Raw genomic sequence first — 25,424 nt, 5'->3', positions numbered from 1 at the left:
GATCATACACGGATGAAAGTAAGGTAAGCAGCAACGCGTCCTTCACGGAAAGCCTTGGCTTCATAGCGCGTACCCGGCCAACCTTCATAGGCGTCGTTCCAGTCGGATGGTCCTTCCGCCTGCCATTCAAATGCCGGATGCCTGCGGCAATGCTGGAGCGTCCAGTTGACGTAATGCTCGATATCGGAAGCGAAACGGAATTTCGCTCCCGGCTTCAGCAAACGTGCAAACCGATCCAGATTGGTGTCACTCACAAAACGACGCTTCCAATGACGACGCTTGTGCCATGGATCAGGATAAAATAGATCGATCCCTGAAAGCGAAGCTTCCGGCAGCCAGTCGAGAACCTCTGTTGCATCCTCATCGTAAAGCCGAAGATTGCGACGCTCTTCTTCATGAAGGGCTGCCAGCATCTTGGCCATACCGTTGACGAAAGGCTCGACGCCAATGAAGCCCGACTGCGGATAGCGTCTACTCTCATGATAGAGGTGCTCACCGCCGCCGAAGCCGATCTCCATGCGCACATTGTCGACCGGTGCATCAAACAAGGTCCTCAAATCCTGCGGTGCAGGCATGTCGAGATCAAGTTTCAGACGCGGCAGCAAATCCTCAAACAGATTGTTCTGATGTGGACGCAGTGGCTTACCATGACGGCGGCCGAAAAAGTTTCCGGCCGCTCGCACTGGGTGGGTAGGATCGGTCATTTTAGGTCTATCAAGCTGAAAGGGCGCTCTTCAATGCCTTGGTGAGATCGGTCTTCTCCCAGGAGAAGGATCCGTCACGACCCGGCTTGCGGCCAAAGTGACCGTAAGACGACGTCTTGGCATAGATCGGCTTGTTGAGATCAAGATGCTTGCGGATGCCGCTCGGCGACAGATCCATGACCTTGCGCAATGCTTCCTCGACAGCCGATTCATCGACCTTGCCCGTGCCATGCAGGTCAACATAGACCGAAAGTGGCTGGGCAACACCGATGGCGTAGGAAAGCTGGATCGTGCAGCGATCAGCAAGATTGGCGGCAACGACATTCTTGGCGAGGTAGCGCGCTGCATAGGCGGCAGAGCGGTCAACCTTGGTCGTGTCCTTGCCGGAGAATGCGCCACCGCCATGCGGAGCGGCACCACCGTAGGTATCGACGATGATCTTGCGACCCGTCAGACCCGCATCACCATCGGGCCCGCCAATGACGAACTTGCCCGTTGGATTGATGTACCAGTTGCAGTTTGCTGCAATTGGAAGATCGCCGAGCGCATCACGAATGTAAGGCTCAACAACCGAACGGACCTTCTTGGAATCCCAGCTTGCATCGAGATGCTGTGTGGAAAGAACGATCTGGGTTACTTCCGCAGCCTTACCGTTCTCGTAACGCACGGTTACCTGGCTCTTGGCATCAGGTCCGAGCTTGCCTGGATCGCCTTCGCCCTTGTGGCGGGCTTCTGCGAGTTTTTCGAGAATCTTGTGCGAATAATAGATCGGAGCTGGCATGAGATCCGGGGTTTCACGGCAGGCATAGCCGAACATGATGCCCTGATCGCCAGCACCTTCTTCGCCCTGACGGTCGGCTGCGTTGTCCACGCCCTGCGCGATGTCGGCGGATTGTGGGTGCAGAAGCACATCGATCTTGGCCGTGCGCCAGTTGAAACCGTCCTGTTCATAACCGATTTCGCGGATCGCCTTGCGAGCCGCCGAACGGAAACGGGAAGGATTGATCAACGGATGGCCCGCCTTGTCGTGAGCGACAGAGCCGTCCTTATTCTTCTTCAGGAAAGTCTCAGGCACACGCACTTCGCCGGCAATAACCACACGATTGGTGGTGGCGAGCGTTTCGCATGCAACGCGAACAGACCAAGGATCAACGCCGGTGCGGCGCGCCTCCTTGTAAATCATGTCTACGATTTCATCGGAAATGCGGTCGCAAACCTTGTCCGGATGACCTTCGGACACCGATTCGCTGGTGAAGAGATAAGAACTGCGCGACACGGGTAACCCCTCTTGAAAATCCAACGGAACGAATGTCCGTTACGGAAACACAGTAGCGCCCGGAACGGTTTAAGCAGGTTCCGGGCACATCATTGTGTTAGCGAAGTTGGGATTGGACCGTCAATGCATATTCTTGTTGCGACACGGCGTTGTTCGAAAAAATCCATCCGGCTTACAGTTTTGTGAACAAATCAAAGCGCATCGCGTCAAATTTTATTCATACAACGCGCTTTTGAGTGTTCTAAGCGTGTCTTCCAAAACCGATTTCCACGTCTGGGAGACATGCTCGAAGCCTTATTCGCCTTCTGCGGCGAGTGACTTCACCAGATCGATGATCTTGCGGCGCACTTTCGGATCCGCAATTTTGGTAAATGCTCGGGTCAGCTGCACACCTTCATTCGAGTTCAGAAAGTCGACAACGTAAGTCGCTTCATTGTCCTCGGCAAAGCCTGCCTGCGACGTTGGGTTTGAACCGGGCGCATCTTCAAAAAAGAAAGACACAGGAACCGTGAGAATGGAGGAAATCGCCTGAAGGCGGCTGGCACCGACGCGATTAGTGCCTTTTTCGTATTTCTGGATCTGCTGAAATGTGATGCCGAGGTTTTCGCCTAATTTTTCCTGACTGAGACCCAGCATGTTGCGGCGAAGGCGAATGCGGCTGCCCACATGCACATCAATGGGGTTAGGTTTCTTCTTATTCTCAATCATACGGCTTTCACTCCTCGCAACCGCGAGCTTTCATTCACAGCCTGTTCATCTGAACAGGGATAAAATACATTGTGGGAGGTAATCAGACTGGTTTGCGCGAGAAACCGTCACAGCGCGAGTATAAAAACTTAACAAAATTGCTGTGTCAATGAAAACGCCGTCGGAAAGACAACCTGAACCACACGCATACAGCGAGTAGAGTTAATAGGAGTGAAAGAGTCTGTTTGCCACCGGGTGCACTGCCCCAAAATGGGACATGCTCTTCAGGCAAATAAGCATCAATCACACCGACAGCATCGAGCGGCAGTTCCTCGATGATTCGACCATAGGCGTCAACGACGGCCGAAATTCCATTATTGGCTGCACGAACCAATGGCAGGCCCTGTTCGACGGATCGCACCTGCGCCTGTCGGAAATGCTGATACGGCCCCGGTGTATCGCCATACCATGCATCATTGGTGACGTTTACAATCGCCGTCACTTTGCGGCCCGTATAGGACAGTTCATCCGGGAAAATCGCTTCGTAGCAGATCAGCGGCAGGAAGGTTTCGCCCTCCATAACATTGATCGCGTGACGCCTCTTGGCGGCGGTAAAGCCGCCCGGCATTTCTACCACTTCCTGAAGCCCGAGACTGCGCAAGATACCTTCAAAGGGCAGATATTCGCCGAAGGGCACAAGATGCACCTTATCGGTATAATCAGTGATCCGACCCTGACCGTTGATCGTGAGGATCGAATTATAATATCGCGGGTCGCGCCGGGGGACGAGTTCTTCACGCACTGCGCCAGTGAGCAGCACCTGATCATCGCCAATCACCTCAGCGATCCGCGTGAGCGCCTCGGGCGTTGATGACAGGATGTAAGGCACTGCCGTTTCAGGCCAGATCACCACATCAGGCTTTGGTTTGCCCTCCACTGGTGCCTGTTGCGTCATGGCAATGAATGTGTCGAAGATCGCGCGGCGTTCATTATTGTCCCATTTCAGGCTCTGCGAAATGGAAGGCTGCACAATGCGGATCGAGAGCGTTGTCCGATCGGTATCAAGAGCTGGCGCATTCGACAGCGTCCAGGCACCAAAGCCGATATGGGCTGTGATCAGCAAACCTGCCAGGACGATGCCGCTCTTTGCCAGACGCCCGCCGCTCAACAGCGCAGGCGCTGAAAAAACCAGCGCCGCAAGCGCGCTCATCCCGACAAGGCCGATGACCTCCACCGATTGCATCATCATCGGCGTAGGCATTGCGGCATAGCCGAGTGCATTCCACGGGAAGCCCGTGAAGATGAATGTGCGCAGCCATTCGGTGAAACCAAAGCCCAGCGCTATCGCAAAAATACGCCCGATACCGTCCGACCAGAACAGGCGGGCGACCATCGCAGCCAGCCCGTAAAAAATTGCAAGAAATGCCGGAAGCCCAAGAACTGCGAGCGGTATGGCCCAAGCAAACTGTTGTGCATCGACGAGAAGCGCCGTGCCGATCCACCAGAGGCCGGACACGAAATAACCGAAGCCGAACCACCAGCCGATTAAACCTGCCGGGAAAAAACGCCGGATCGGGCCTTTGTCTTTATCGGGGATGGCTCCATCGATGAGCCAAACCAGCAACGGAAAGGCAATAAAGCCCGCGATGAAAATATCGAATGGCGGCTGGGTCAGCGTCGCAACGGCGCCACTGAGAAAAGCGGTCAGCGCACGACGCCAACCGCTCAAAGAAGAGATCTTCCCCGCAAGCCTCTCTATCATCAAGCCTCTTTGGACATTTCCGTTGTTTCTGGGATGACCTCGGACGCATCACCCGATTTCGCCGGGATCACGGAACGTTGCTGCCTGCGGCGATCCGCTTCCGAAAGAGGCACGATCCGGACACGCTTTACGCGACGCGGATCGACTTCAAGCACATGGAACTCATAGCCCTGAACCGCCTGCACGACTTCGCCGCGCAATGGAATACGCCCCAGAACCGAGAAGATTAGACCGCCGACCGTATCGACGTCCTCGCCATGCTCGCCCACTTCAAATGAAGGACCGATCTTCTGAGCCAATTCATCGAGATCCGCGCGAGCATCGACGACGAACACGCCATCAGCCTCTTCGGCGATCATGATTTCTTCATCATCATGTTCGTCTTCGATATCGCCGACAACCATTTCAACAATGTCTTCGAGCGACGCCAGTCCATCGGTGCCGCCATATTCATCAATGACCAGCGCCATTTGGATATGAGATGCCTGCATGCGCGCCATCAGACCGCTCGCCATCATCGACGGTGGCACGAACAACACTTTGCGCATCAGATTAAGCTCACCAATCGTCTTGGTGAGATCAATGCGCCCCATGTCGAACTTGGCAGCGCTTGCCTCCGCAGTCTTGCGCGCCGTCGTACGACGGGTCGTCTTCTGACGAGCCTGCTTGGTGATATAATTGAGCACGTCGCGGATATGGATCATGCCGCGCGGATCATCCAGCGTTTCGGCATAAACCGGCATACGCGAATGGCCGGAACTTTCAAACAGCTCCAGCGCTTCCCAAAGCGGTGTGGAAATTTCAACCGCCACCACATCGGCACGCGGGATCATCACATCTTCGACGCGGATTTCACGCAGACGCAGAATGTTATGCAGCATCGCCTTTTCTTCAGGCGAAAAAACTGAGTCCTGCTCGCTTGCGGTGCTGGAAATTGCATCGGCCAGATCTTCACGCAAGGAAGATGATTGGCGCGAACGCATGAAAGGAAAAATATTTGACAGAAGGGAACGCTTTTCGGTCGCCTGCGACCGCTGCGTACTTTGCCCTTCGGAGTCTTGTGTGTCGCTTCGGCTATCGCCTGCGGACGAGGAATTGCTTTGGTCAGCCATGATCAATCTGTTTCAACGTTTAAATCGGATACAGCATAAGGGTCGGGGATGGCAAGAGCATGAAGGATTTCACGCTCACGGCGCTCCATCTCCTCGGCCTCATCTTCCGTCTCATGATCGTAACCCAAAAGGTGCAAAAATCCATGCACCACCAGATGGGAGAGATGATTTTCGAACGGCTTGCCTTCTTCGAGTGCTTCGCGCTCAACCGTTTCCCGTGCAATGATGATGTCGCCAAGCATCGGACCGGGCTGCTCGCCAGCCTTTACAGGGTAAGCGGGAAAAGACAGAACATTGGTCGGCTTGTCCTTGTTCCGCCACTCGGCGTTGATCTTCCGGATAGAAGCATCGTCGGTAAAAACCAGACTCAATTCACTCTCAGCAGGCTTTAGCCGGAGATTATCCCAAGCCGCCTCTACGGAGCGTTGCACAAGCCCTTCAAGGACTGTTTCGTCCGGCCAGTTGCCGGCTTCGATCATAATGTCGATTTGGATCGCGTTGTCTGACACTTCTGCCGCGGCTTGCAATGAAGCAACCGCTCTATCCTTCCAGTTGTTAAAAGAGACGTCCGCCTGAAAGCGGACGTAATTTTTTAGATCGTCATTGTCTCGCATGAATGCAAGACCAATCTTCAATCATTCTGACCGCGCATGCTTTTTTGCATCATTGTCGTAAGCGCCGACAATTGCTGCCACCAGCGGATGACGAACCACGTCTTTCTCGGTAAAGCGCACTTTAACAACCGAATCCACGCCTTCCAGAACGCGAAGCGCCTCAACGAGACCGGACTTCTGGCCGGGTGGAAGATCGATCTGGCTTGGGTCGCCGTTGACCATCATGCGCGAGCCTTCACCAAGACGCGTCAGGAACATCTTCATCTGCATCGACGTCGTGTTCTGCGCTTCATCAAGGATGACAGCCGAATGCGCCAGCGTGCGACCACGCATGAAAGCGAGCGGCGCAATTTCAATGACGCCGGCTGTAATGGCGCGCTCGACCTTTTCGGCAGGCATCATATCGTAAAGCGCGTCATAAAGCGGACGAAGATAAGGATCGACCTTTTCCTTCATATCGCCTGGCAGAAAGCCCAGACGCTCGCCTGCTTCAACAGCAGGGCGCGACAAGATGATACGTTCCACAAGACCGCGTTCCAAAAGCATGGCGGCATGGGCGACGGCCAGATAGGTCTTGCCCGTACCAGCAGGCCCAACACCAAAAACCAGCTCCGACCGGTCGAGCGCGCGCATATAGGCATCCTGCACCGGCGTACGGGCAAAAATTGTCTTCTTGCGTGTCGATATCTGCGCAGCCGACATCTTTCCCTTGTTTTCAAGCGTCGGCAATGTCAGCTGATCATCGGCAGCAATGGCAATGCGCATGGCACCGTCCACATCGGACGTCGTCAGTTCATGGCCCTTTTGCAGATATTCATAAAGCTGATCGAGTGTACGGCGTGCCTGTTCTGTGGCTGTCGCGTCTCCACGGATGGAAAGCTCGTTACCCTTGGAACGAACATCAACGCCAAGCTTCTGCTCGATACGCGCCAGATTCTCATCGAACTGACCATAAAGCGCACTGGCAAGACGATTATTATCGAAGGTAAGGACGATATGGGCCATGTCTGAGGCCCCGGACGTGGCCCCTGCAGCCGGACGTGTAACCGAACTTTTGGCCGGACTTGAAATTGTGTTTGTTTGCGTTTGAATGGTTGGCTTGGCAGGCTTTAACTTTTCCGTAGCGCTCAACCGCATCTCCCTAAGGTTCACGCATTGCAATCGCAGTACCGGCAGAACGTTCGGTACGAGACTCGTGACACCGCGACTACTGCCTGAATGACATCATGCGCTTAGACAAGCTTTTGCGCAATAAGACTATTTGTGCCAGTCCCCGTAATTTTTACGCGGATGATCTCGCCGACCTGATCGTCATTGTCATCGATAATGGCGGGCAGAAGCCACGGCGAACGACCAACCATCTGGCGCTCGAAGCGGCCCTTCTTTTCCAGAAGCACATCCATTTCACGACCGACCAACGAATCCTGAAATGCATATTGCTGCTCGTTCAGCAGCGCCTGAAGACGCTGCAAACGCTCATCCTTGACTGCTTCTTCCACATGATCGGGAAGATCCGCACCCGGCGTTCCGGGACGCGGCGAATATTTGAACGAATAGGCTTGCGCGTAATGCACTTCGCGCACGAGCCGCATCGTATCTTCAAAATCCTGATCCGTTTCACCGGGGAAGCCGACGATGAAATCGCCCGAAAGCGCCATATCCGGGCGCACTTCGCGAATACGTTCAACAAGGCGAATATATTCATCCGCCTTGTGGCGACGGTTCATGGCTTTGAGAATGCGATCCGAACCGGCCTGAACAGGAAGATGCAGATAAGGCATCAGCTGGCGCAGATCGCGGTGCGCTGCAATCAGCGTATCGTCCATGTCGCGCGGATGGCTGGTCGTATAACGCAGACGCGCCACACCGGGAATACGCGCAAGGCGGAACAGAAGTTCGCCAAGGCCCCACTCGCGGCCATCATCACCCACACCATGCCACGCATTGACGTTCTGCCCCAGAAGCGTCAGCTCGCGTACACCGCTATCGGCAAGACGTTCGGCTTCCGCAACAATCTGCGCAACGCTGCGCGAGACTTCCGAGCCGCGCGTATAAGGCACCACGCAGAAGGTGCAGAACTTGTCGCAGCCTTCCTGAACGGTCAGGAACGCAGAAACACCACGCTTGCGGGTTTCTTCACGCTTTGGCGCGGGCAGATGCTCGAACTTGTCTTCGATGGCATATTCGGTTTCGACAACCTTTTCGCCGCCACGCACGCGCGCCAGCGCGTTGGGCAGGCGGTGATAGGTCTGCGGTCCGATAACCAGATCAACATTGGGTGCACGGCGCAGGATTTCCTGCCCTTCGGCCTGTGCCACGCAACCGGCAACACCGATGGTCAATTCCTTGCCGTTCGGCCCACGTTTATCCTGCATCTTGCGCAGACGACCCAGCGCTGAATAAAGCTTTTCCGATGCCTTTTCGCGAATATGACAGGTGTTGAGCAAAACCAGATCAGCATCATCGGGCGTGTCGGTCGCGACATAACCTTCAGCCGCAAGGCTGTCGGCCATGCGCTGGCTGTCATAGACGTTCATCTGGCAACCATAGGTCTTTACAAAGACCTTACGTGCGTTTGGGCGCGTGTTGTTGCCATCCGGGTTTGTCTTGATATCGGTCATATTTTCGCTCATGCGCGGCTATCTAGCGTTTTTATCGCCACTTTGGAAGGCGACAAACTTACGCTCTCAGTCTTCCAGGACTTCGCGTCCAAGAAGCGAGCTTTGCAACAAGGCTCTCACCCGGTTTTCCATCGTACGGGCAAGCGCTTTGCGATCCGTCTCGGCAGTCACCACAATCGGCTCACCGAAGCGCACTTCGACATCGATGGCACCTTCGCGCAGAATGCCCTTGAGGTGTGGCATCAGCTGAACATCGCCGGGCCATGAGGCAATCGGGCGATGATAACGGCCCATCGCCATGCCGTGGACGCCGGTATAGGCAATCGCCACCGGCTGCACGATCACTTCCGGCACGCCAGCTTCGCGGATCGCTGCATGAGCAGCACCAAAAAGTGCGGTTTTAAATGGCAACACGCGATTGCCATCCGATGTCGTGCCTTCGGGAAACAGCACCATGGCATCGCCATCAGCCAGACGCTTGGCGATGTCGGAGGTTTGTTCGCCGGTCTTGCCGCGCCGTTCGCGCTCAACGAAGACGGTGCGCTGCAGCACTGCAAAGAATCCAAATACCGGCCAGCTTTTGACTTCCGATTTTGCAATGAACGACACCTGCCCCGTCGCCGAAAGAACGACAATATCGCTCCATGATGTGTGATTGGCGACCAGCAGCAGCGGTCGACCTTCCGGCATCTCTCCGACAATCGTGATCCGAAAACCAAACAGGCGCGCTACAATGCGATGAAAAAAATTCGGCAGGCGGCGCTTCCAAGTGTTTTTCAGTTTCAGAAACACATATTGCACTGGAATAAGCGACAGGCTGAGCGCCACCATCGCCGCTACCACCAGAATGATGCGGATCGCACCAATCATTGCGACCTCACCAGATCGCGCCGCAAAATGAAAGCGGACGAACGTCCATTCGCGGTTTCATAATAAGCAGGTCTGTCGCCAACCTTATTGAAACCCATGCGACGATAAAGGGCCAGTGCCGCGACATTGTTTTCATCGACTTCCAGAAACAGCGTTTCCGCCCGCTCCTGATAGAGATAACGCAGCACTGCATCCATCAGCGAGCGCCCGACACCCTGCTTACGCACTTCATCAGAAACGGCAATGGTGAGGATTTCCGCCTCACCCGCAACCAGTCGAGCCAGAACAAAGCCACATGCCTTACCGGGCTTTCCTTCGGGTCGCGCAACAAAGCCGAACACCGAATCCTGCGCGATCAGCGAACGAAAATCATCCGAACTCCAACCATGATGAAAAGCCAACGCGTGAATACGCTGGATTTCCCCACTGTCCTGCGCGCTAAGCGCTTCAATTGAAACAGGTCTGCGTCCAAAGCGTCCAAGCACAAAGCTCATCATGACGCTATTCTCCGTTAGCCTTACGCGGCAGGGCAAAACCGGTCTGCGGCTTCACATCAGGTCCGCGCATATAAAGCGGCTTAGGCGCCTCACCCGGCTCATGCAGGGCCGCGAGCTTTGCATAAGTGCCGATGCGTGCTGTCGGCTCAACGCGCGCAACACTGAAAGAACCTGCAAAAATTTCATTGAGAGCAGCGGCAGCAGAACCAGCCAGAATCGTGCCGGAGGATTGCTGCTGAATAAGCGCCAGCGCTTCCTCCCGCGCAAGCACCATCGGGCCAGTTGTGGCCTCTCCGTCAGCGCCAAAGCCCTGTGCATAAATCTCGCCACGATGCGCTTCAAGCAGAACCAGAACAGGCTGTCCCGGATGACTTGTCGCGACCTCCGATGCAAGCGCATCAAATGCACTGACGCCAATCGCCGGACGGTCAAGCGCCAGCGCAAAACCGCGTGCTGCCGACACACCGATCCGCACGCCGGTAAAGGAACCGGGGCCGACATTAACTGCCACGCGATCCAGTTCAGACATGGCGATTCTGGATTGTGCCATTGTGCGCTCGATATAATCCATCAGGACTTCTGCATGGCCTTTTCCGATATCCTCGCTGACTTCAGCAAGAACCGTATCGGTGCCGGAATCGTAAACTGCGGCAGCACACCAGGAAGAAGCGGTATCGAGGGCAAGTATCTTCATGAGCCATCGGGTAAATCAGAAATCGTCCCACGACAAGCAAAACACATAAAACCGGCTAAATTTGCAGCTGTTTTCAGGAACAAAACTTTGTGCGGAACGTTTTAATGCTGGATGCGGGGCGGATAACATTTACCGTATCCCGAGACCGGCCTTTCATTGAGATCTGGCGGGACCGGTTTTTTAGAGAAACAAATCTGTTTTTCATCGGTGATATCCCAATCACCGAAAACAAGCCGGATCGCGCAAAGGATATGAGGATAAAATGTCCAAGAAGTCGATGCATGCAACCCGCAACGATCTTCCCTCCAATACCAAAACCACAATGATAGCGTTGCTGAATGAAAATCTGGCAGCGACCATCGACCTTGCTCTCCTTACCAAGCAGGCGCACTGGAACCTCAAGGGGCCGCAATTCATCGCCGTACATGAAATGCTCGATACATTTCGTACCGACCTCGACGAGCAAGTCGATACGATCGCAGAGCGCGCTGTGCAGCTGGGCGGCACCGCCTATGGCACGACACAGGTTGTGGCCAAGGATTCGAAGCTCAAAGCCTATCCGACGGATATTTACGCCATTCACGACCATCTGAGCGCACTGATTGAACGCTATGGCGATGTGGCCAATCTCGTGCGCCAGTCGATCAAGGATGCGGACGACGCTGGTGACGACACCACAGCGGATATTTTCACCGCCGCCTCGCGCAGTCTCGACAAGGCCTTATGGTTCCTGGAAGCCCACGTTCAGGAAAAGAACTGATTTTGGTGCTCTGACCAATCATCAATGAAAAAGGCCGGGAAATCCCGGCCTTCTTGCATTCCATTACAGTCAGCTGATCCATTCGCCGCCGCGCATGACGGGCTCGCGGCTGCCATCCGTATTGACACCATCGACGTCGATCTTGTCGGAGCCGATCATCCAGTCGATGTGAATGAGGCTTGAATTGCCGCCCTGTGCTGCAATCTGTTCAGGTGTAAGCTTCGCACCGTCGATAAAGCATTTCGAATAGCACTGGCCGAGCGCGATGTGGCTTGCAGCATTTTCATCGAACAACGTGTTGTAGAACAGAAGCCCGCTCTGCGAGATCGGCGAGGAATGCGGGACCAGCGCCACTTCGCCCAGACGACGTGCGCCTTCGTCCGTATCCAGTACCTTGTTGAGCACTTCTTCGCCACGGCTTGCCTTGGCTTCGACAATGCGTCCACCTTCAAAGCGCACGGAAATATTGTCGATCAGCGTACCCTGATGCGACAGCGGCTTGGTGCTCGATACATGGCCATCGACGCGCAGCGCATGTGGCGTGGTGAAGACTTCTTCGGTTGGGATATTGGGGTTGCAGGTAATGCCGTTCTTGGCCGTCGATGCACCGCCATGCCATTCGTGGCCATCGGCAAGACCAACCGTCAGATCGGTGCCCGGTCCCTTGAAATGCAGAGCACTATAGGCCTTGCCATTGAGGAAGCGCGTGCGGGTGCGCAATGCTGCATTGTGCGCTGCCCATGCACCAACCGGGTCTTCCACATCGACACGCGATGCAGCAAAAATCGCGTTGGCAAGCTTACGAGTCGCAACGTCTTGCGCATCATCCGGGAACATCAGCTTCGCCCATTCCGGGTTCGGATAGGAAATGATATTCCAGTTGATGTCGAAACCGGCAATCTTTTCGAGTGCTGGCTGATAGGCTTTGGAGTTGGCGCGATTGGCGCGCGAAACCTTGGACGGGTCCTGCGAGGACAGCAGCATCGGATTGTCCGCCGCAATCGCAAGGCGCGCCGCGCCATTCGCATAGGCCTTGGCCATGCCTTCATAGAGCCAGCCAGCCGCACGATCAAAGCTCTCATCAGACGCATTTTCATAACGCGCCAGCGCAATCGCATCATCGGAGAAGAATGGCGTCACCACGCCGGCACCGGCCTTATAGGCGTGTTTCGCGATCAGGCGCACGAGCGGCAGAGCAACAACAGGCGCTGTAATGACAAGGTCTTGCCCTTCGCGCAATTGCAGCCCGACACGCACGGCCACTTCGGCCAGACGTTCGAGTTTTACCGGATCGATAACGGGAGCGTTATTGTCATGTGCCATATGGCTGCAAGCCTCGTGTTTGAAAGAATCAGCGGCAGTTTATCAGATGACTTAATTTCACCACGCTTTTTCCTGCGGCTGCGTTATATTAGAGCGCCGGGCGCCCTAATGAGCGCACAAAGGTCGCTCTAACACTTTAAAATTAGAGCATAATTCCTTAAACTGATCCAAGTTTAAGGAATTATGCTCTAACGGCGCGGTCGATAGAAACTTCTTATGTAACGAGAGCAACGGCTATGAAGAAGAGCGTGCTTATTATCCTTGGTCTGGCGGGCTTTCTCGCCGGTTGTCAAACCATGACTCCGGAACAGCGCCGCGCCGCAGATGAACAAACCTGCCGCAGCTATGGTTTCAAGCAAAAGTCCGATGCATTTTCCAACTGCCTGTTGCAGCTTGATCTCGACCGCAGAGCGGACCGCCGCGCCTGGCAAAACCGTGCCGATTTCTACGATACGCCGATGGTAATCTATCAGCCGGTTTATCGACCAGTGCCCATTCAGGTCAAATAACAGACAGGCCGAGCAATAAAAAAGCGCCCTTTAACAGGCGCTTTTTTTGTATTCAGGCCACTTTCAGAACGGAGATTCACAGAGGCGATTCTGGACGCTCCTGCGACAGAAGCATAGCGCCGATGGCATCCACATGCTTCTTATCTGCCGCATATCCCAGAGATACATTTTGCACAGCAGGGGCTGTTTCATCAAATGTCGGCTGATAGCTTGCTACCTGTGTCAGCACCGGCTTTTCAGCTGGCTTGACGGGCAATGCGGCCAAGCGGTCCCCACGGGCCTGCGGTCCTACACCTTCATTCTGCTGAACGTCAACCGTTTTGGACGCCTCAGCCAATGCAATCTGTACAGTCGGCTGAGCCTGTGGAACGGACACATCCTGCTGATCGGTTACGTTGTAAAACGGGCCTTCCGGCATGGAAGGCGACTGCGGTGTCGAAGCGTAAGCCAGATTATAAGGGGTCTGCGGCACCGGATTTTCCAGTTCGCCATCACGACCACGCTTTTCGTAGAAGGAATTGCCGCCAGCAATCAGCACATAATGCATGTTGCGATAAGGGAATTTGAGGCCAGCTGTGTGGAAGAACATCGAATTCTTCAGCGATGGATGGCGCTTTCCCTTGAGAATGGAATCAGCTGCTGCCTGAACATCCGGCATTGCCTTGGAATTCATCTTGCGGCTCAAAACGCCCGGCGCAAACTGGTTCTTCTGGCCGACAACGCCGCAAATCGTATCCGGATAGCTGCCGGATGCGAGACGGTTCATGACAACAGTACCGACGGCCATGAGGCCATCAGGGCTCGAGCGGTTCGATTCAAAGAACATCGCGCGCTCAAGGCATTCACGGTCCCTGGCGGTATAGGTGAAAGTCTTAACGCCATTGATTGACTTGACGTGACTAACCGCCGCCGTCTTGTCTGATTTGGTCTTGGCTGTGCCTCCGGTCGTCGTGCAACCTGTCACCACGAATGGAGCAACCAGAAGCCCGAGGATAACGGGCAGTTTCCACTTAGCAGCGCGCGTCAACGGCTCAGTCTCATCGTTAGGACCCTTAATTGATCCAACCTGGCCTCCGCCCCGTAAAAGGCGTTTGAAACCTGGCTGTGGTGCCACCGCATAAAAATATGCAGCAGATTTGAACGAACAGAGCGGCCTTTGTGCATCCAATTGAGACGCCCGGCGCTCCGGCCAAATAGAACGAAAATCAAAAAACAAACGTTCTGCTGTCACTCATTGCATTCAAGGTTTTGGAATTTTTAGGCCAAAAAAAGGCAAACGGTCAAATTCCAAAATCAGCGACACCTCCAAACCAGAGGCTGACCGAACCCGAATCCGGAGCTGAATTTCACCCACAAACCCTTTAAATTCATTAATAAATCCTTAACGTGATTTAGCAAATCTTATAAGTTATTGATTTAACGCGATTCAATTTGCTGAAATACAGGCCACATCACTGCCTTATTTCGCTGATGTTTCAAGATTTTACGCAGCCTCCTTTTTTGACTTTTTAGATGCTGCTTTTGACGCCGATTTCTGGGATTCTTCAACTTTGTCACGACCGATGTAACATCGCGTGATATTGTCGGTTTTTGACACAGATTTGGCCAACCTCGCCGAATCGAAAGAGCGAATACTGAGTCGCGTCGTTCGCTCCCTTCATGCAAAACGGCCCGTCGCATTTTCAGCAACGGGCCGCTCCAAGAAGTTCTGCAAGTCGAGATTTGATCACCCGAATGAGTAGCCTGCGCCACGCACCGTGCGGATTGGATCGAGGGCGCGCCCGACATTGATCGCCTTGCGCAAACGTCCGACATGCACGTCGACCGTGCGGTCGTCGACATAGATATCCGGTCCCCAGACACCATCCAGCAACTGGCTGCGGGAGAAGACGCGGCCCGGAGACATCATGAAATATTCAAGCAAGCGGAATTCTGTGGGTCCGAGGCGGACTTCCTTTTCCTTGCGATAGACGCGGTGCTGCTGACGATCGAGCACCAGATCCCCAACCTTGAGCACATGCGAGAGAACGCTGGGATTGGCACGGCGCAGCATGGCTTTCACCCGCGCAAGCAGTTCCGGTGTCGAGAAGGGCTTTACGACATAATCGTCGGCACCCACACTCAGGCCACGGACACGTTCGCTTTCTTCGCCACGCGCAGTCAGCATGATGATCGGCAGACGCTCGGTTTCCGGCCATTGACGCAGACGACGGCAAAGTTCGATCCCTGATACACCGGGAAGCATCCAGTCCAGAATAAGCAGATCCGGTACGTTTTCGCGAAGCGTGATTTCGGCTTCATCGCCGCGCAGCATCGCATCGACCTGATAACCTTCTGCTTCCAGATTGTAACGCAAGAGTACGCTCAGGGCTTCTTCGTCTTCAACCACAGCAATCTTGGGTGCCTGTGACATCCAGTATTTCCTATCCAGAATTTAGAGCGCAGAAGATACAATCCCCCCGTCGACCGCGTGCCGCCGCGCTATTCTTACACATGCAGAGATTTTGCGCCGCAATGATGCAGCGCAAAATATCGTCAGGATTTACGCGCCTCGTCCACGACGATACCGTGGCTCAGGTCTTCTTTTGGGCGTTCCGCAGGCATTTGCAGGCCGGTCACGATGTAATAGACCGTCTCAGCAATGTTGGTTGCGTGATCGCCAATGCGCTCAATGTTCTTTGCGCAGAACAGAAGATGCGTGCAGGCTGAAATGTTGCGCGGATCTTCCATCATATAGGTGAGCAACTCGCGGAACAGCGAGGTGTACATCGAGTCAATTTCATCATCGCGATCGCGAACAACATTGATCTGCTGTACCGAGCGCGTTGCATAGGCATCGAGCACGTCTTTGAGCTGGGTCAGAGCGAGTTCAGCCAGTGTTTCAAGCCCACGATAGAGCTTGACCGGCTGGCGCGATTCCGAGACGGCGGCAACGCGCTTGGCAATGTTTTTGCCAAGATCGCCCACGCGTTCCAGATCGGCCGAGATACGGATCGAACCAATGATTTCGCGCAAGTCCACAGCCATGGGCTGGCGCTTTGCGATGATCATGACGGCCTTGTCGTCAATCTCGCGCTCGCTTGCATCGAGGATGAGATCATCGGAGATAACGCGCTGAGCCAGCGCATTGTCGGCGTTGACAATCGCTGCAACGGACTGCTCGACCATACGTTCCGCATGACCGCCCATTTCAGCGATCTTATGGGTCAGGAACTGCAGTTCTTCGTCGTAAGCGGTAACGGTATGCTGAGACGCCATAATAGACCTCGAAGTAAGGATTACAGGGAAGCGAAACCGAAGACGGTTCCTGCTTCTGCTGAAATGTTAACCAAAGCGACCGGTGATATAGTCTTGAGTGCGCTTCTCGGTCGGTGCCGTGAACATCACATCCGTGTCGCCCACTTCCACCAGATTGCCCAAGTGGAACATGGCGGTACGCTGTGAAACGCGAGCTGCCTGCTGCATGGAGTGCGTGACGATGACGATCGTGTAGTTCTGGCGCAATTCGTCGATCAGCTCCTCAACCTTTGCAGTCGCAATCGGATCAAGCGCCGAGCACGGCTCATCCATCAGGATGACTTCCGGGCTGACTGCAATCGCACGTGCAATGCACAGACGCTGCTGCTGACCACCGGAAAGACCGGTTCCCGCGTCATGAAGACGATCCTTGACCTCTTCAAAAAGGCTGGCCTTCTTGAGGCTCGTTACGACGATCTCTTCGAGATCGGTCTTGTTGCGTGCCAGACCATGGATACGCGGGCCATAAGCCACATTCTCGAAGATCGACTTCGGAAATGGATTTGGCTTCTGGAACACCATGCCGACGCGAGCGCGCAGTTCGACAACGTCGATCTTCGGATCGTAGATATCTTCATTGTCGAGCGTGATATTGCCCACGATACGGCAGCCTTCAATCGTGTCGTTCATGCGATTGAGCGAACGCAGGAATGTAGACTTGCCGCAGCCCGAAGGACCGATAAGCGCTGTAACCATCTTTTCCGGAACGTCCAGATCGACTTCGAACAGAGCCTGTTTCTCGCCATAAAACACGCAGACCTTGTCGCCGCGCATCTTTATGGAGGGGGCATTGGCGTTCATCTTTTCTCCTACGGCTTTCTCGAGAGATCGTTCAGTCATGAGATTCATCATTTCTCTCCCGTTTACCAGCGGCGCTCAAAGCGGCGGCGCAGAATAATTGCTGCAATATTCATCACGGCAAGGAACAGAAGCAGGACGATAATAGCGCCTGACGTGCGTTCCACAAAGGCGCGTTCTGCTTCGTTTGCCCACATATAGATCTGCACCGGCAGAGCGGTAGCCGGGTCCATCGGCGTTGTAGGCATATTGGCAACAAAGGCCACCATACCGATCAGAAGCAGCGGTGCTGTTTCACCCAACGCCTGAGCAAGACCAATAATTGTTCCGGTCAGAATGCCCGGTGCTGCGAGAGGCAACACATGGTGAAACACCATCTGTGTCTTCGATGCGCCAAGCCCGAGAGCCGCAGAGCGGATCGACGGCGGCACGGCGCGAAGAGCGGAACGTGTCGCGATGATGATCGTCGGAAGCGTCATCAATGTCAGCACCAGACCACCCACAATCGATGCGGAGCGCGGCAGATTGAAGAAGTTGATGAAGACCGCAAGACCGAGCAGACCGAACACAATCGACGGCACCGCAGCCAGATTGTTGATGTTGACCTCGATGAGGTCCGTAAGACGGTTCTTCTTGGCAAACTCTTCAAGATAGATCGAAGCCGCCACACCGATAGGCAGTGCAAGAACCAGCACGATCAGCATCATGTAGAAGGAACCGACCAGCGCCACACCCAGACCGGAAGTTTCCGGACGACTGGAAGCGCCATTGGTGAACAGGCCCCAGTTGAAAGCCTGGCTCATGATGCCTTCATCGGTCAGCGTCTTCATCCAGGCGACCTGACGATCAGAAACCTTGCGGTTTGCTTCTGCGACCGAAAGATCGATCTGCCCCTTATAGGCCGAGTCGATATCAGCAGCTGCCAGAACCGGAACCGTCTGCGTGGTGCCGATCAGCGTTGGATTATCCATCACCATCTGGCGAAGCTGAACACGCACACCATCAGAGAAGAAGCGGCCAATTTCACGCAATTGCGCGCGATCTGTCGATGCGACGCCAAGCTTTTCAGCCAGAGCATTGCGAACCAGAAGCGGATAGTTGGCGGTGATCAGTACATTTGGATCGGTCGCACGCTTGTTGCCCGGATCGATAACCTGTTCGTCAAGCTTGACCGGCAAATAAATCGTCGTCTGTCCGAAAGCGCTATAGCCCTTGGAAAAGACCGAGAACAGCAGAGCGCAGAGGAAGAACACACCGATCGCAATGGCAACGATGCCATAGAGACGGAAGCGACGTTCAGCGGCGTAGCGGCGCTTGATTCCGATATCGCGGCGCTGGGGTGTTGCCACGGCATTCCCAGCAGCATTGAAAGTTGAATCGGTCATTATTCGTACTGCTCCCGGTACTTGCGAACGATGTAGAGCGCAAAAATGTTCATGATCAGCGTCAGGACGAAGAGGGTAATACCCAGCGCAAAGGCGACGAGCGTCTGTGGCGAGTCGAATTCAAGGTCACCGGTCAGCTGGTTGACGATCTTGACCGTGATGGTGGTCATGGCTTCAAATGGATTGGCTGTCAGGCGGGCCGCAACACCGGCTGCGAGCACCACGATCATGGTTTCACCAATCGCACGCGAAGCCGTCATCAGAAGTGCACCGACGATACCGGGAAGTGCAGCTGGCAGAACAACCCGCTTGATCGTTTCGGAACGTGTTGCACCAAGGCCGAGCGAGCCGTCACGCAGCGAGCGCGGGACCGATGTAATGATATCGTCAGACAGCGACGATACGAACGGGATCAGCATCACGCCCATGACGAGACCGGCGGTCAGCACGCTCTGCGCCATGATGAAACCCTGACCGCCAGCGATTGCCATCGAGAGATCGCGCAGGAATGGGCCAACCGTTATGAGCGCGAAGAAACCATAAACGATGGTCGGAATACCCGCCAGAAGTTCAAGCAACGGCTTGACCACAGTGCGCACGCGGGGTGACGCATATTCAGCCATGTAGATGGCGGAGAACAGGCCGACCGGCACCGCAAAGAGCATCGCAACCAGCGCAATGTAAAGCGTACCAGCGAGCAGAGGGATCAGACCGAACTGACCGACTTCACCGCTTGAACCAGCGGCTGCGAAGCGTGGATCCCAGACTGTGCCGAAGAAGAAATCCACCGGCGCGATCGACTGGAAGAAACTCACTGTCTGGAACAGAACAGAGAACACGATCCCAATTGTTGTCAGAATAGCAATACCGGAAGCAGCAATCAGGCCCCACAACACGATGCGCTCGACATTGTTGCGGGCACGCGTGCGGCGCTTGATACCGGAGAGACCAAAAATCAGTCCGGCAATCGCGATGATCATTGCGACGGCGCTGCCAAGCGTATGAGAGATTTTATTCGCCTTTTCCAGGAAAAGGGCGACGGGGACCATATAGTCCTGCCCTTCGGTCGCAAGCGCTACGCCCTTTGAACCGAGCACGTCACGTGCTTCCTTATAAGTCTGCGGGAAACTGTCGATTTCAGCAGGCGTCAGTTTGTCGAGACCACCTGCAAGGCTGCGGATCATACCAAGCTGCAGGCTGCGTTCGGAAAATGAGCCATCTTCGACAGCAGCCGGCATACGAGCCGTTGCCGTATGATCGAGATAAACCGATGTACCAACCGCCCAGACCGCGAGAAACAGAATTGCGGGCAATGCGGAAACGAGGAAAACCCACCAGCCATGATAAAGCGGGCGGGAATGCATTTTCTCTGTGGCGACGCCTGAACTGACAGCAGGCTGAGCCTTGTCAATCGCAACGGCGCGCTGTCGACCTATGAAGAATCCGATCAGTCCGATTGCGACGACACTGACGAGAACCAGAAAGAAGGACATTCAATTTCCCCGGTTGCCCCAAAAAATGTGAAGACAGCTTTTCATGCACAGTCTGCAGTCAGCCATTTTCACGCGAATGCGCCTGTCTTATCCGACCAGCGCAAAAGAGGAAGAATGCGGGGAGAAGTCCTCCCCGCATTCCACAGATCAAAGCTTACTTGGCTTCCATGACCTTGCCTTCAGTGAAGGCAGCGCGCTGTGCTTCACGTTCTGCATCCGGAGCCGGAACCAGACCATATTCAGCAAGTGGGCCTTCTGGGCCGACCATCTGTTCAGACAGGAAGAAGTCAACATATTCCTTGAGGCCTGGAATGACGCCAAGGTGAGCCTTCTTCACGTAGAAGAACAGTGGGCGCGAAACCGGATATTCACCCGAAGCAACGGTTTCAGCCGATGGCTTGATGCCATTGACGGTTGCAACCTTCAGCTTGTCAGCGTTGTTTTCGAAGAAGTAGAGACCGAAAACGCCAACGCCCTGCTTGTTGGAGTCGATGCGAGCCAGCGTTTCGCTGTAGTCGCCATCGATATCAACAGCCTTGCCGTCCTTACGCACAGCGATACAGGCAGCAGCCGAAGCCTTGTCATCAAGACCGGTCTTCTTGATTTCATCAAGAGCGCCCGATTCCTTGCAGCCGTCAGCAAGAAGCTTTTCGTCGAAAACTTCACGCGTGCCGTGCTTTTCACCAGGGATATAGGCGGTGATGTCCCAATCTGGCAGGTCTGCATTGACCTGGTTCCACTTGGTGTTTGGATTGTCGACCAGCTTGCCGTCTACGACGAGCTTGGCAGCAAGAGCCTTGTAAACATCAACTGGAGCAAGTTTCCAGTCCGGGCCGTTTGCATCGGTTGCGAAGACGATACCGTCATAACCGAAACGGACTTCCTGAACTTCCTTGACGCCTGCGTCGATGCAGGACTTGAGTTCGGTGCTCTTCAGAGCGCGCGAGGAATTGGCGATATCGATGGTATTTTCACCAACGCCCTTGCAGAATTCCTTGATGCCTGCGCCAGAACCGCCCGATTCAATGACCGGCGTCTTGAAGTTAGGATAGGTTTCGCCAAAGGTTTCTGCAACGATCTTGGCATAAGGCAGAACGGTCGAGGAACCGGAAACCTGAATCTGATCGCGCGCATTTGCAGCGGAAACCGACAATACTGCAGCAATTGCGAGCGCTGCGGTCGAGGAAATCATCTTGTTCATGAGCACCAGCCCCTGTTGTAAAAGACACATGACGTGAAAGCGTCACCAGCCGTCTACGCGCTCTATATAACAGTCATATGACAGTAGTGTTACAGCTTTGTATCAATCGGCTTTGCTCGCCCTTTTGCAGGGTTTCCGGGATGCCTAATCACTCAAAGCTTTAAAAGCGGCAATCGCGCAGCCATTGCCTTGATCCCGGCAACGTCCGCATTGGCAAATGCAAAGCGCAAGAAAGCGTCCTGTTCATCTCCGAAAAAACTGCCGGGTAGCGTAACGACACCGATTGACTTGGCGAGCCTCTCGGAAACCCTGGCTGAGGACACACCTTCATAAGGATGACGCACAAATGCGAAATAAGCGCCCACCGCCTCGACATCCCAGCCAGCCACATTGCTCATGGAGACACGCAAAGCTTCCGCGCGCCGCGCAATCTCCTTGCGGTTGTCGTCACGCCAGGCCTTAAGCGGTTCAATCGCGCGACTGACGGCAATCTGTGGCGCACGCGTCGCACAGATTTGCAGATTATCCATCACCTTGGCGACATTGGCCACCATGTCCGAACCTGCAACAATCGCCCCAAGCCTGTGGCCCGGAATACAGAAGGACTTCGAGAAGCTGTAGAGCTGGATCAGATGCGACGGCCAATCGGCTTCTTTAAGCAGATCATGGGGAGTCTGATCAGCATCACTCAAAAAATCACGATAGGTTTCATCCAGCAGCAGCCATGTCCCGTTGTCGCGGCAAGCGGCATAGATCTGGCCAAGCAGTTGTGGCGGGTAAATTGCACCGGTTGGATTATTGGGCGACACCAGAACGAGCGCGCGTACGCCTTTATGCAAGGCCGCCTTTACATCTTCGATATCAGGCACAAATCCGTTTTCAGCGCGGCAATCGACAGTCGCCGAGCGAATGCCCAGCATCTCCAATGATGACTGATGATTGAAGTAAAAGGGATTGGTTGCGAGAACTGTATCGCCGCTTTGAGCGATGCACATGATCGCGGCAATGAAAGCCTGATTGCAGCCCGACGTTATATGAACATTGTTGGCCTTGATTTCAGCGTCATAAAGCTTGCCAGCATGAGTCGCATAGGCCTCACGCAAAACTGTTTCGCCCTCAATTGGACCATAGCCTGCAGATGTAACAGACCCCGCAGCCTCGCCGAGAAAGCGCAGCATATCAGGATGAGGCGGATAACCGGGAACAGCCTGTGAGAGGTCAATCAGAGGGCCATGGGAGCCGTCATAATCCCGTGCCCACGCCTGTACCGCAGGAATGGGCGGCGCTGAGAGCTTGTCAATAAGCGGATTGATGGAAGGCAAAGGCATTAAAAGCTCCCGTTTGCAATGTTGTCTTATTCACTGGGGCGCGACAGCACATAAGCCGCAGAACCAAGCATAAAGATCGTGACAGAGACAGCAAGCAAAGGCCCCGGACGAGCGCCCCACCAGAACATGCCATAGCCGAATGCCATGCCGAGGCAGGCATATAGTTTTGCCTTGGGCGGGATAGCACCGCGCTCGCGCCATTTGACAATAAGCGGACCAAATTGCGGATCTGCAAGCAGGCGCGCCTCAAATTTGGGCGATGAACGGGCGAAAAACCACGCAGCCAGAATGATAAAGATCGTTGTCGGCATGACCGGCAGAACGACGCCAATGATACCAAGCGCCAGCATGAGGAAGCCAAGGCATAAATATAGAATACGCTTGCCCGCCGAAATGGCCGGAAGCGCTGTGTCGGCATCGTCCTTTTGTGGCTTATCCTGCATGATTTTCCGTTCTGAACATGAGCGCTTATAGCAGGATTTTGGCTTTTGCATGCACGCGATGCGCGGTCAAAACTGCGTCATCGCGTGGCCTTTCAACAAAAGTTACAGACGGCATCACAAATGTTACCACATCAAAAACAATCACTGGTTGTATTTTGCCCAAAAAAGGCCTGATTTTATCAACTTGACTGACGCGGTCGAAAACTGGGGCTACAAATAAAAATTGCATCGGAACGGCAAGACCGTGGCCATCGGCAAAGCAGCTCTTCTTGCGCTTTCCGCATCAAAACATGGTCGAGCAGAGGGCAAGCATGGAATCCTAACGAATCGTAAACAGTTTTACAACAACAGCGACATACCGGTTAAAATATTCCTGATCTTTTCTTGAGTTATCAAATAAACAACGCATAGTATAGGATCATTTTCCGCACAGTTCATTGAATCTATTACCTCATTATACTCCCAATAACATCACGCCATCGCCACATTTAGATTCCAGTTGGCGCAGGTCTTTCTCGTCGTAACTCAAAATTACCGGACAGACTTTTTGAAACGACTCTTGGAATCAGTATGAACTTCAAAATCCGTATGGCTATGCTCGCCGTTGCGACGACAGGTCTTTTCTCGATCACCGCAATGGAAGCTCAAGCTGCGCGCTGTGGCGGTGCCTCCTGGTATGCACTCACCTCACGCACCGCATCGGGCGAACGCATGAACCCAGCCGGTCTGACTGCGGCTCACAAAACACTGCCGCTTGGCACCAAGGTTAAGGTCACCAATCAGAGAAACGGCAAGTCGCTTATCGTCCGTATCAATGATCGCGGGCCGTTCATTAAGGGACGCGTGCTTGATCTTTCCAAGGGTGCAGCGCAGCGCCTTGGTTTCATCAGTGCTGGACACACAAACGTCTGCTTTACACCGCTTTAAGAAGCCTCATGAACAGAACTCCACTGTTCAGGCCGCGCGTTCCAGCAGCCTTGCTCTGACAGATAAGTCGGCGTAAGCATATATTTTATATGCGTAATTTCCGAACCGCCGCCCTTAAAGCGGCGGTTTTTTGTATCGTCAAATGCAATTTATAGGTGTCAAAATAACGAAATACCCGTGTTAACCATTAATTAAGATGTTGGGCGAAGACGCGGCAGTCTCAATTGACTCCGGCCATGTTTCATACTTTAACTTTTCGTTAATAAATGCCCAGTGCGGGCTGTGAAAAGGGCCTTGAGTATGTTTTGCGTAGTTCGCTCGAGCATGAAATTTATCGCTGCTGCCAGCATCGGCATTGTCGCTCTTATGGCGAGCGTCGGTGCACAGGCTGGAACCGGTGCCTACATGCAGACTGGCAAGCTTACCTCACAGCCAATCGGTCATTACGAGTTCTGCAAGCGCGAAACCGCTGAATGCAACATTGTCAGCCGTGACACCCGCGCGCTCTCGCTCAACAACTCCAACTGGCAGCACATTCAGGCCGTCAATCTTTCGGCCAATGAACGCATCAAGCCGATGACCGACATGGAAATCTACGGCGTCCAGGAATATTGGGCCTATCCAACCACTGTCGGCGATTGTGAAGATTATGTTCTTCTCAAGCAGCGTGAACTTGCCAAGGCTGGCATTCCGATGACTGACCTGCTGATCACCGTCGTCCGCAAACCAGACGGCGAAGGCCATGCGGTTCTGACCGTACGCACCGATCGCGGCGACTTTGTACTCGACAACCTGACTGACGAAGTTCTGCGCTGGGATGAAACCGATTATACCTACCTGAAGCGTCAGGCCGCCAACAATACCGGCCGCTGGGTCACGATCGAATCCCAGGACAATCTGCTGGTAGGCGCAGTCAAATAGTCACCAGCCTCTCCATCTTGAAGACAGGCCTGTTTGTGTTATCCTTTTCAGGTCTAAAAAGGAAAGATCGGTGCGGTTAGCCCGATCCCCGTTCAAAAGCGGGTCCTGGCCTTCGCGGGTATCGAGAGAGCGCATTTTATCCGAAACCGCTTCACGCTTTTTGGGAAGCGCTCTGATCCGACCAATGCGTCGAGTCCCTTGA

Annotated in this window: 25 protein-coding genes; 4 read left to right on the top strand and 21 right to left on the bottom strand. The window is 54.2% G+C overall.

Annotated elements, in window-relative coordinates; genetic code table 11:
- Positions 1-2: 2 nt before the first annotated feature.
- The 11 genes from trmB to tsaB all read right to left on the bottom strand — a co-directional run bounded on the left by trmB (position 3) and on the right by tsaB (position 10,837).
- Positions 3-704 (bottom strand): tRNA (guanine(46)-N(7))-methyltransferase TrmB, encoded by a 702-nt coding sequence (gene trmB / locus CEV33_RS14625; protein WP_094541170.1) that lies wholly within the window; start codon positions 702-704, stop codon positions 3-5.
- 10 nt (positions 705-714) lie between these two features.
- Positions 715-1,980, bottom strand: coding sequence for a methionine adenosyltransferase (gene metK, locus CEV33_RS14620; protein ID WP_094541169.1), 1,266 nt, complete (start codon positions 1,978-1,980; stop codon positions 715-717).
- A gap of 294 nt (positions 1,981-2,274) precedes the next feature.
- On the bottom strand, positions 2,275-2,688 hold the full coding sequence (locus CEV33_RS14615) for a helix-turn-helix domain-containing protein (protein WP_094541168.1): 414 nt from the start codon (positions 2,686-2,688) through the stop codon (positions 2,275-2,277).
- Positions 2,689-2,833: 145 nt separating this feature from the next.
- Positions 2,834-4,429, bottom strand: a complete 1,596-nt coding sequence (lnt, locus tag CEV33_RS14610; protein WP_094541167.1) for an apolipoprotein N-acyltransferase — start codon at positions 4,427-4,429, stop codon at positions 2,834-2,836.
- Positions 4,429-5,541: a hemolysin family protein gene (locus tag CEV33_RS14605; protein ID WP_094541166.1), complete on the bottom strand. Its 1,113-nt coding sequence runs from the start codon at positions 5,539-5,541 to the stop codon at positions 4,429-4,431. Before CEV33_RS14605 ends, lnt begins: the two co-directional genes overlap by 1 nt.
- Before the next feature lie 2 nt (positions 5,542-5,543).
- A complete protein-coding gene (gene ybeY / locus CEV33_RS14600) occupies positions 5,544-6,050 on the bottom strand; it encodes an rRNA maturation RNase YbeY (protein ID WP_094541730.1) in 507 nt (168 codons plus the stop codon).
- A 126-nt stretch (positions 6,051-6,176) separates the two neighbouring features.
- A complete protein-coding gene (locus CEV33_RS14595) occupies positions 6,177-7,286 on the bottom strand; it encodes a PhoH family protein (protein ID WP_208620203.1) in 1,110 nt (369 codons plus the stop codon).
- 101 nt (positions 7,287-7,387) lie between these two features.
- Positions 7,388-8,788: a tRNA (N6-isopentenyl adenosine(37)-C2)-methylthiotransferase MiaB gene (miaB, locus tag CEV33_RS14590; RefSeq protein WP_094541165.1), complete on the bottom strand. Its 1,401-nt coding sequence runs from the start codon at positions 8,786-8,788 to the stop codon at positions 7,388-7,390.
- 54 nt (positions 8,789-8,842) lie between these two features.
- The gene (locus CEV33_RS14585) at positions 8,843-9,646 is read right to left on the bottom strand and encodes a lysophospholipid acyltransferase family protein (RefSeq protein WP_094541164.1); all 804 of its coding nucleotides are present in this window, start codon (positions 9,644-9,646) and stop codon (positions 8,843-8,845) included.
- Positions 9,643-10,143, bottom strand: a complete 501-nt coding sequence (rimI, locus tag CEV33_RS14580) for a ribosomal protein S18-alanine N-acetyltransferase (protein WP_094541163.1) — start codon at positions 10,141-10,143, stop codon at positions 9,643-9,645. The genes CEV33_RS14585 and rimI overlap by 4 nt, the downstream gene beginning before the upstream one ends.
- A 4-nt stretch (positions 10,144-10,147) precedes the next feature.
- Positions 10,148-10,837 carry a tRNA (adenosine(37)-N6)-threonylcarbamoyltransferase complex dimerization subunit type 1 TsaB gene (tsaB, locus tag CEV33_RS14575; RefSeq protein WP_094541162.1) on the bottom strand — a complete coding sequence of 230 codons (690 nt, stop codon included), beginning with the start codon at positions 10,835-10,837 and terminating at the stop codon, positions 10,148-10,150.
- A gap of 262 nt (positions 10,838-11,099) precedes the next feature.
- Here tsaB and dps point away from each other — a divergent pair, with 262 nt between their 5' ends.
- Positions 11,100-11,597, top strand: coding sequence for a DNA starvation/stationary phase protection protein Dps (gene dps / locus CEV33_RS14570; RefSeq protein WP_094541161.1), 498 nt, complete (start codon positions 11,100-11,102; stop codon positions 11,595-11,597).
- 69 nt (positions 11,598-11,666) lie between these two features.
- Here the strand turns inward: dps and CEV33_RS14565 are convergent, their stop codons facing one another.
- Positions 11,667-12,920, bottom strand: coding sequence for an aminopeptidase (locus tag CEV33_RS14565; RefSeq protein ID WP_094541160.1), 1,254 nt, complete (start codon positions 12,918-12,920; stop codon positions 11,667-11,669).
- A gap of 236 nt (positions 12,921-13,156) precedes the next feature.
- Between CEV33_RS14565 and CEV33_RS14560 the strand changes: the two genes are divergently transcribed.
- Complete coding sequence (locus tag CEV33_RS14560; protein ID WP_094541159.1) at positions 13,157-13,429, top strand: hypothetical protein; 273 nt, start codon at positions 13,157-13,159, stop codon at positions 13,427-13,429.
- A 76-nt stretch (positions 13,430-13,505) separates the two neighbouring features.
- Here CEV33_RS14560 and CEV33_RS14555 read toward each other — a convergent pair whose 3' ends face one another.
- The 9 genes from CEV33_RS14555 to CEV33_RS14515 all read right to left on the bottom strand — a co-directional run bounded on the left by CEV33_RS14555 (position 13,506) and on the right by CEV33_RS14515 (position 23,374).
- Positions 13,506-14,456, bottom strand: a complete 951-nt coding sequence (locus CEV33_RS14555) for a cell wall hydrolase (RefSeq protein ID WP_094541729.1) — start codon at positions 14,454-14,456, stop codon at positions 13,506-13,508.
- A gap of 699 nt (positions 14,457-15,155) precedes the next feature.
- Positions 15,156-15,842 (bottom strand): phosphate regulon transcriptional regulator PhoB, encoded by a 687-nt coding sequence (gene phoB / locus CEV33_RS14550; RefSeq protein WP_024898358.1) that lies wholly within the window; start codon positions 15,840-15,842, stop codon positions 15,156-15,158.
- Positions 15,843-15,964: 122 nt separating this feature from the next.
- Positions 15,965-16,687 (bottom strand): phosphate signaling complex protein PhoU, encoded by a 723-nt coding sequence (gene phoU / locus CEV33_RS14545; protein WP_024898359.1) that lies wholly within the window; start codon positions 16,685-16,687, stop codon positions 15,965-15,967.
- 66 nt (positions 16,688-16,753) lie between these two features.
- The gene (pstB, locus tag CEV33_RS14540; protein WP_024898360.1) at positions 16,754-17,527 is read right to left on the bottom strand and encodes a phosphate ABC transporter ATP-binding protein PstB; all 774 of its coding nucleotides are present in this window, start codon (positions 17,525-17,527) and stop codon (positions 16,754-16,756) included.
- Positions 17,528-17,589: 62 nt separating this feature from the next.
- Positions 17,590-18,909, bottom strand: coding sequence for a phosphate ABC transporter permease PstA (pstA, locus tag CEV33_RS14535; RefSeq protein ID WP_094541158.1), 1,320 nt, complete (start codon positions 18,907-18,909; stop codon positions 17,590-17,592).
- Complete coding sequence (gene pstC / locus CEV33_RS14530) at positions 18,909-20,402, bottom strand: phosphate ABC transporter permease subunit PstC (RefSeq protein WP_094541157.1); 1,494 nt, start codon at positions 20,400-20,402, stop codon at positions 18,909-18,911. Before pstC ends, pstA begins: the two co-directional genes overlap by 1 nt.
- 154 nt (positions 20,403-20,556) lie before the next feature.
- The gene (locus CEV33_RS14525; RefSeq protein WP_094541156.1) at positions 20,557-21,603 is read right to left on the bottom strand and encodes a PstS family phosphate ABC transporter substrate-binding protein; all 1,047 of its coding nucleotides are present in this window, start codon (positions 21,601-21,603) and stop codon (positions 20,557-20,559) included.
- Positions 21,604-21,755: 152 nt separating this feature from the next.
- The gene (locus tag CEV33_RS14520; protein WP_167388177.1) at positions 21,756-22,925 is read right to left on the bottom strand and encodes an aminotransferase; all 1,170 of its coding nucleotides are present in this window, start codon (positions 22,923-22,925) and stop codon (positions 21,756-21,758) included.
- A gap of 32 nt (positions 22,926-22,957) precedes the next feature.
- A complete protein-coding gene (locus CEV33_RS14515; protein WP_094541154.1) occupies positions 22,958-23,374 on the bottom strand; it encodes a YbaN family protein in 417 nt (138 codons plus the stop codon).
- Positions 23,375-23,944: 570 nt separating this feature from the next.
- Between CEV33_RS14515 and CEV33_RS14510 the strand changes: the two genes are divergently transcribed.
- Both CEV33_RS14510 and CEV33_RS14505 read left to right on the top strand, forming a co-directional pair.
- The gene (locus CEV33_RS14510; RefSeq protein WP_094541153.1) at positions 23,945-24,301 is read left to right on the top strand and encodes a septal ring lytic transglycosylase RlpA family protein; all 357 of its coding nucleotides are present in this window, start codon (positions 23,945-23,947) and stop codon (positions 24,299-24,301) included.
- A gap of 300 nt (positions 24,302-24,601) precedes the next feature.
- Entirely contained in the window at positions 24,602-25,222 is a 621-nt protein-coding gene (locus tag CEV33_RS14505; RefSeq protein WP_094541152.1) for a transglutaminase-like cysteine peptidase, read from the top strand.
- The last annotated feature ends 202 nt before the right edge of the window (positions 25,223-25,424 follow it).

Origin of the sequence: Brucella grignonensis, assembly GCF_002252505.1 — a bacterium.
Classification (GTDB): domain Bacteria; phylum Pseudomonadota; class Alphaproteobacteria; order Rhizobiales; family Rhizobiaceae; genus Brucella; species Brucella grignonensis.
This window is presented reverse-complemented; position numbering and strand designations above follow the sequence as displayed.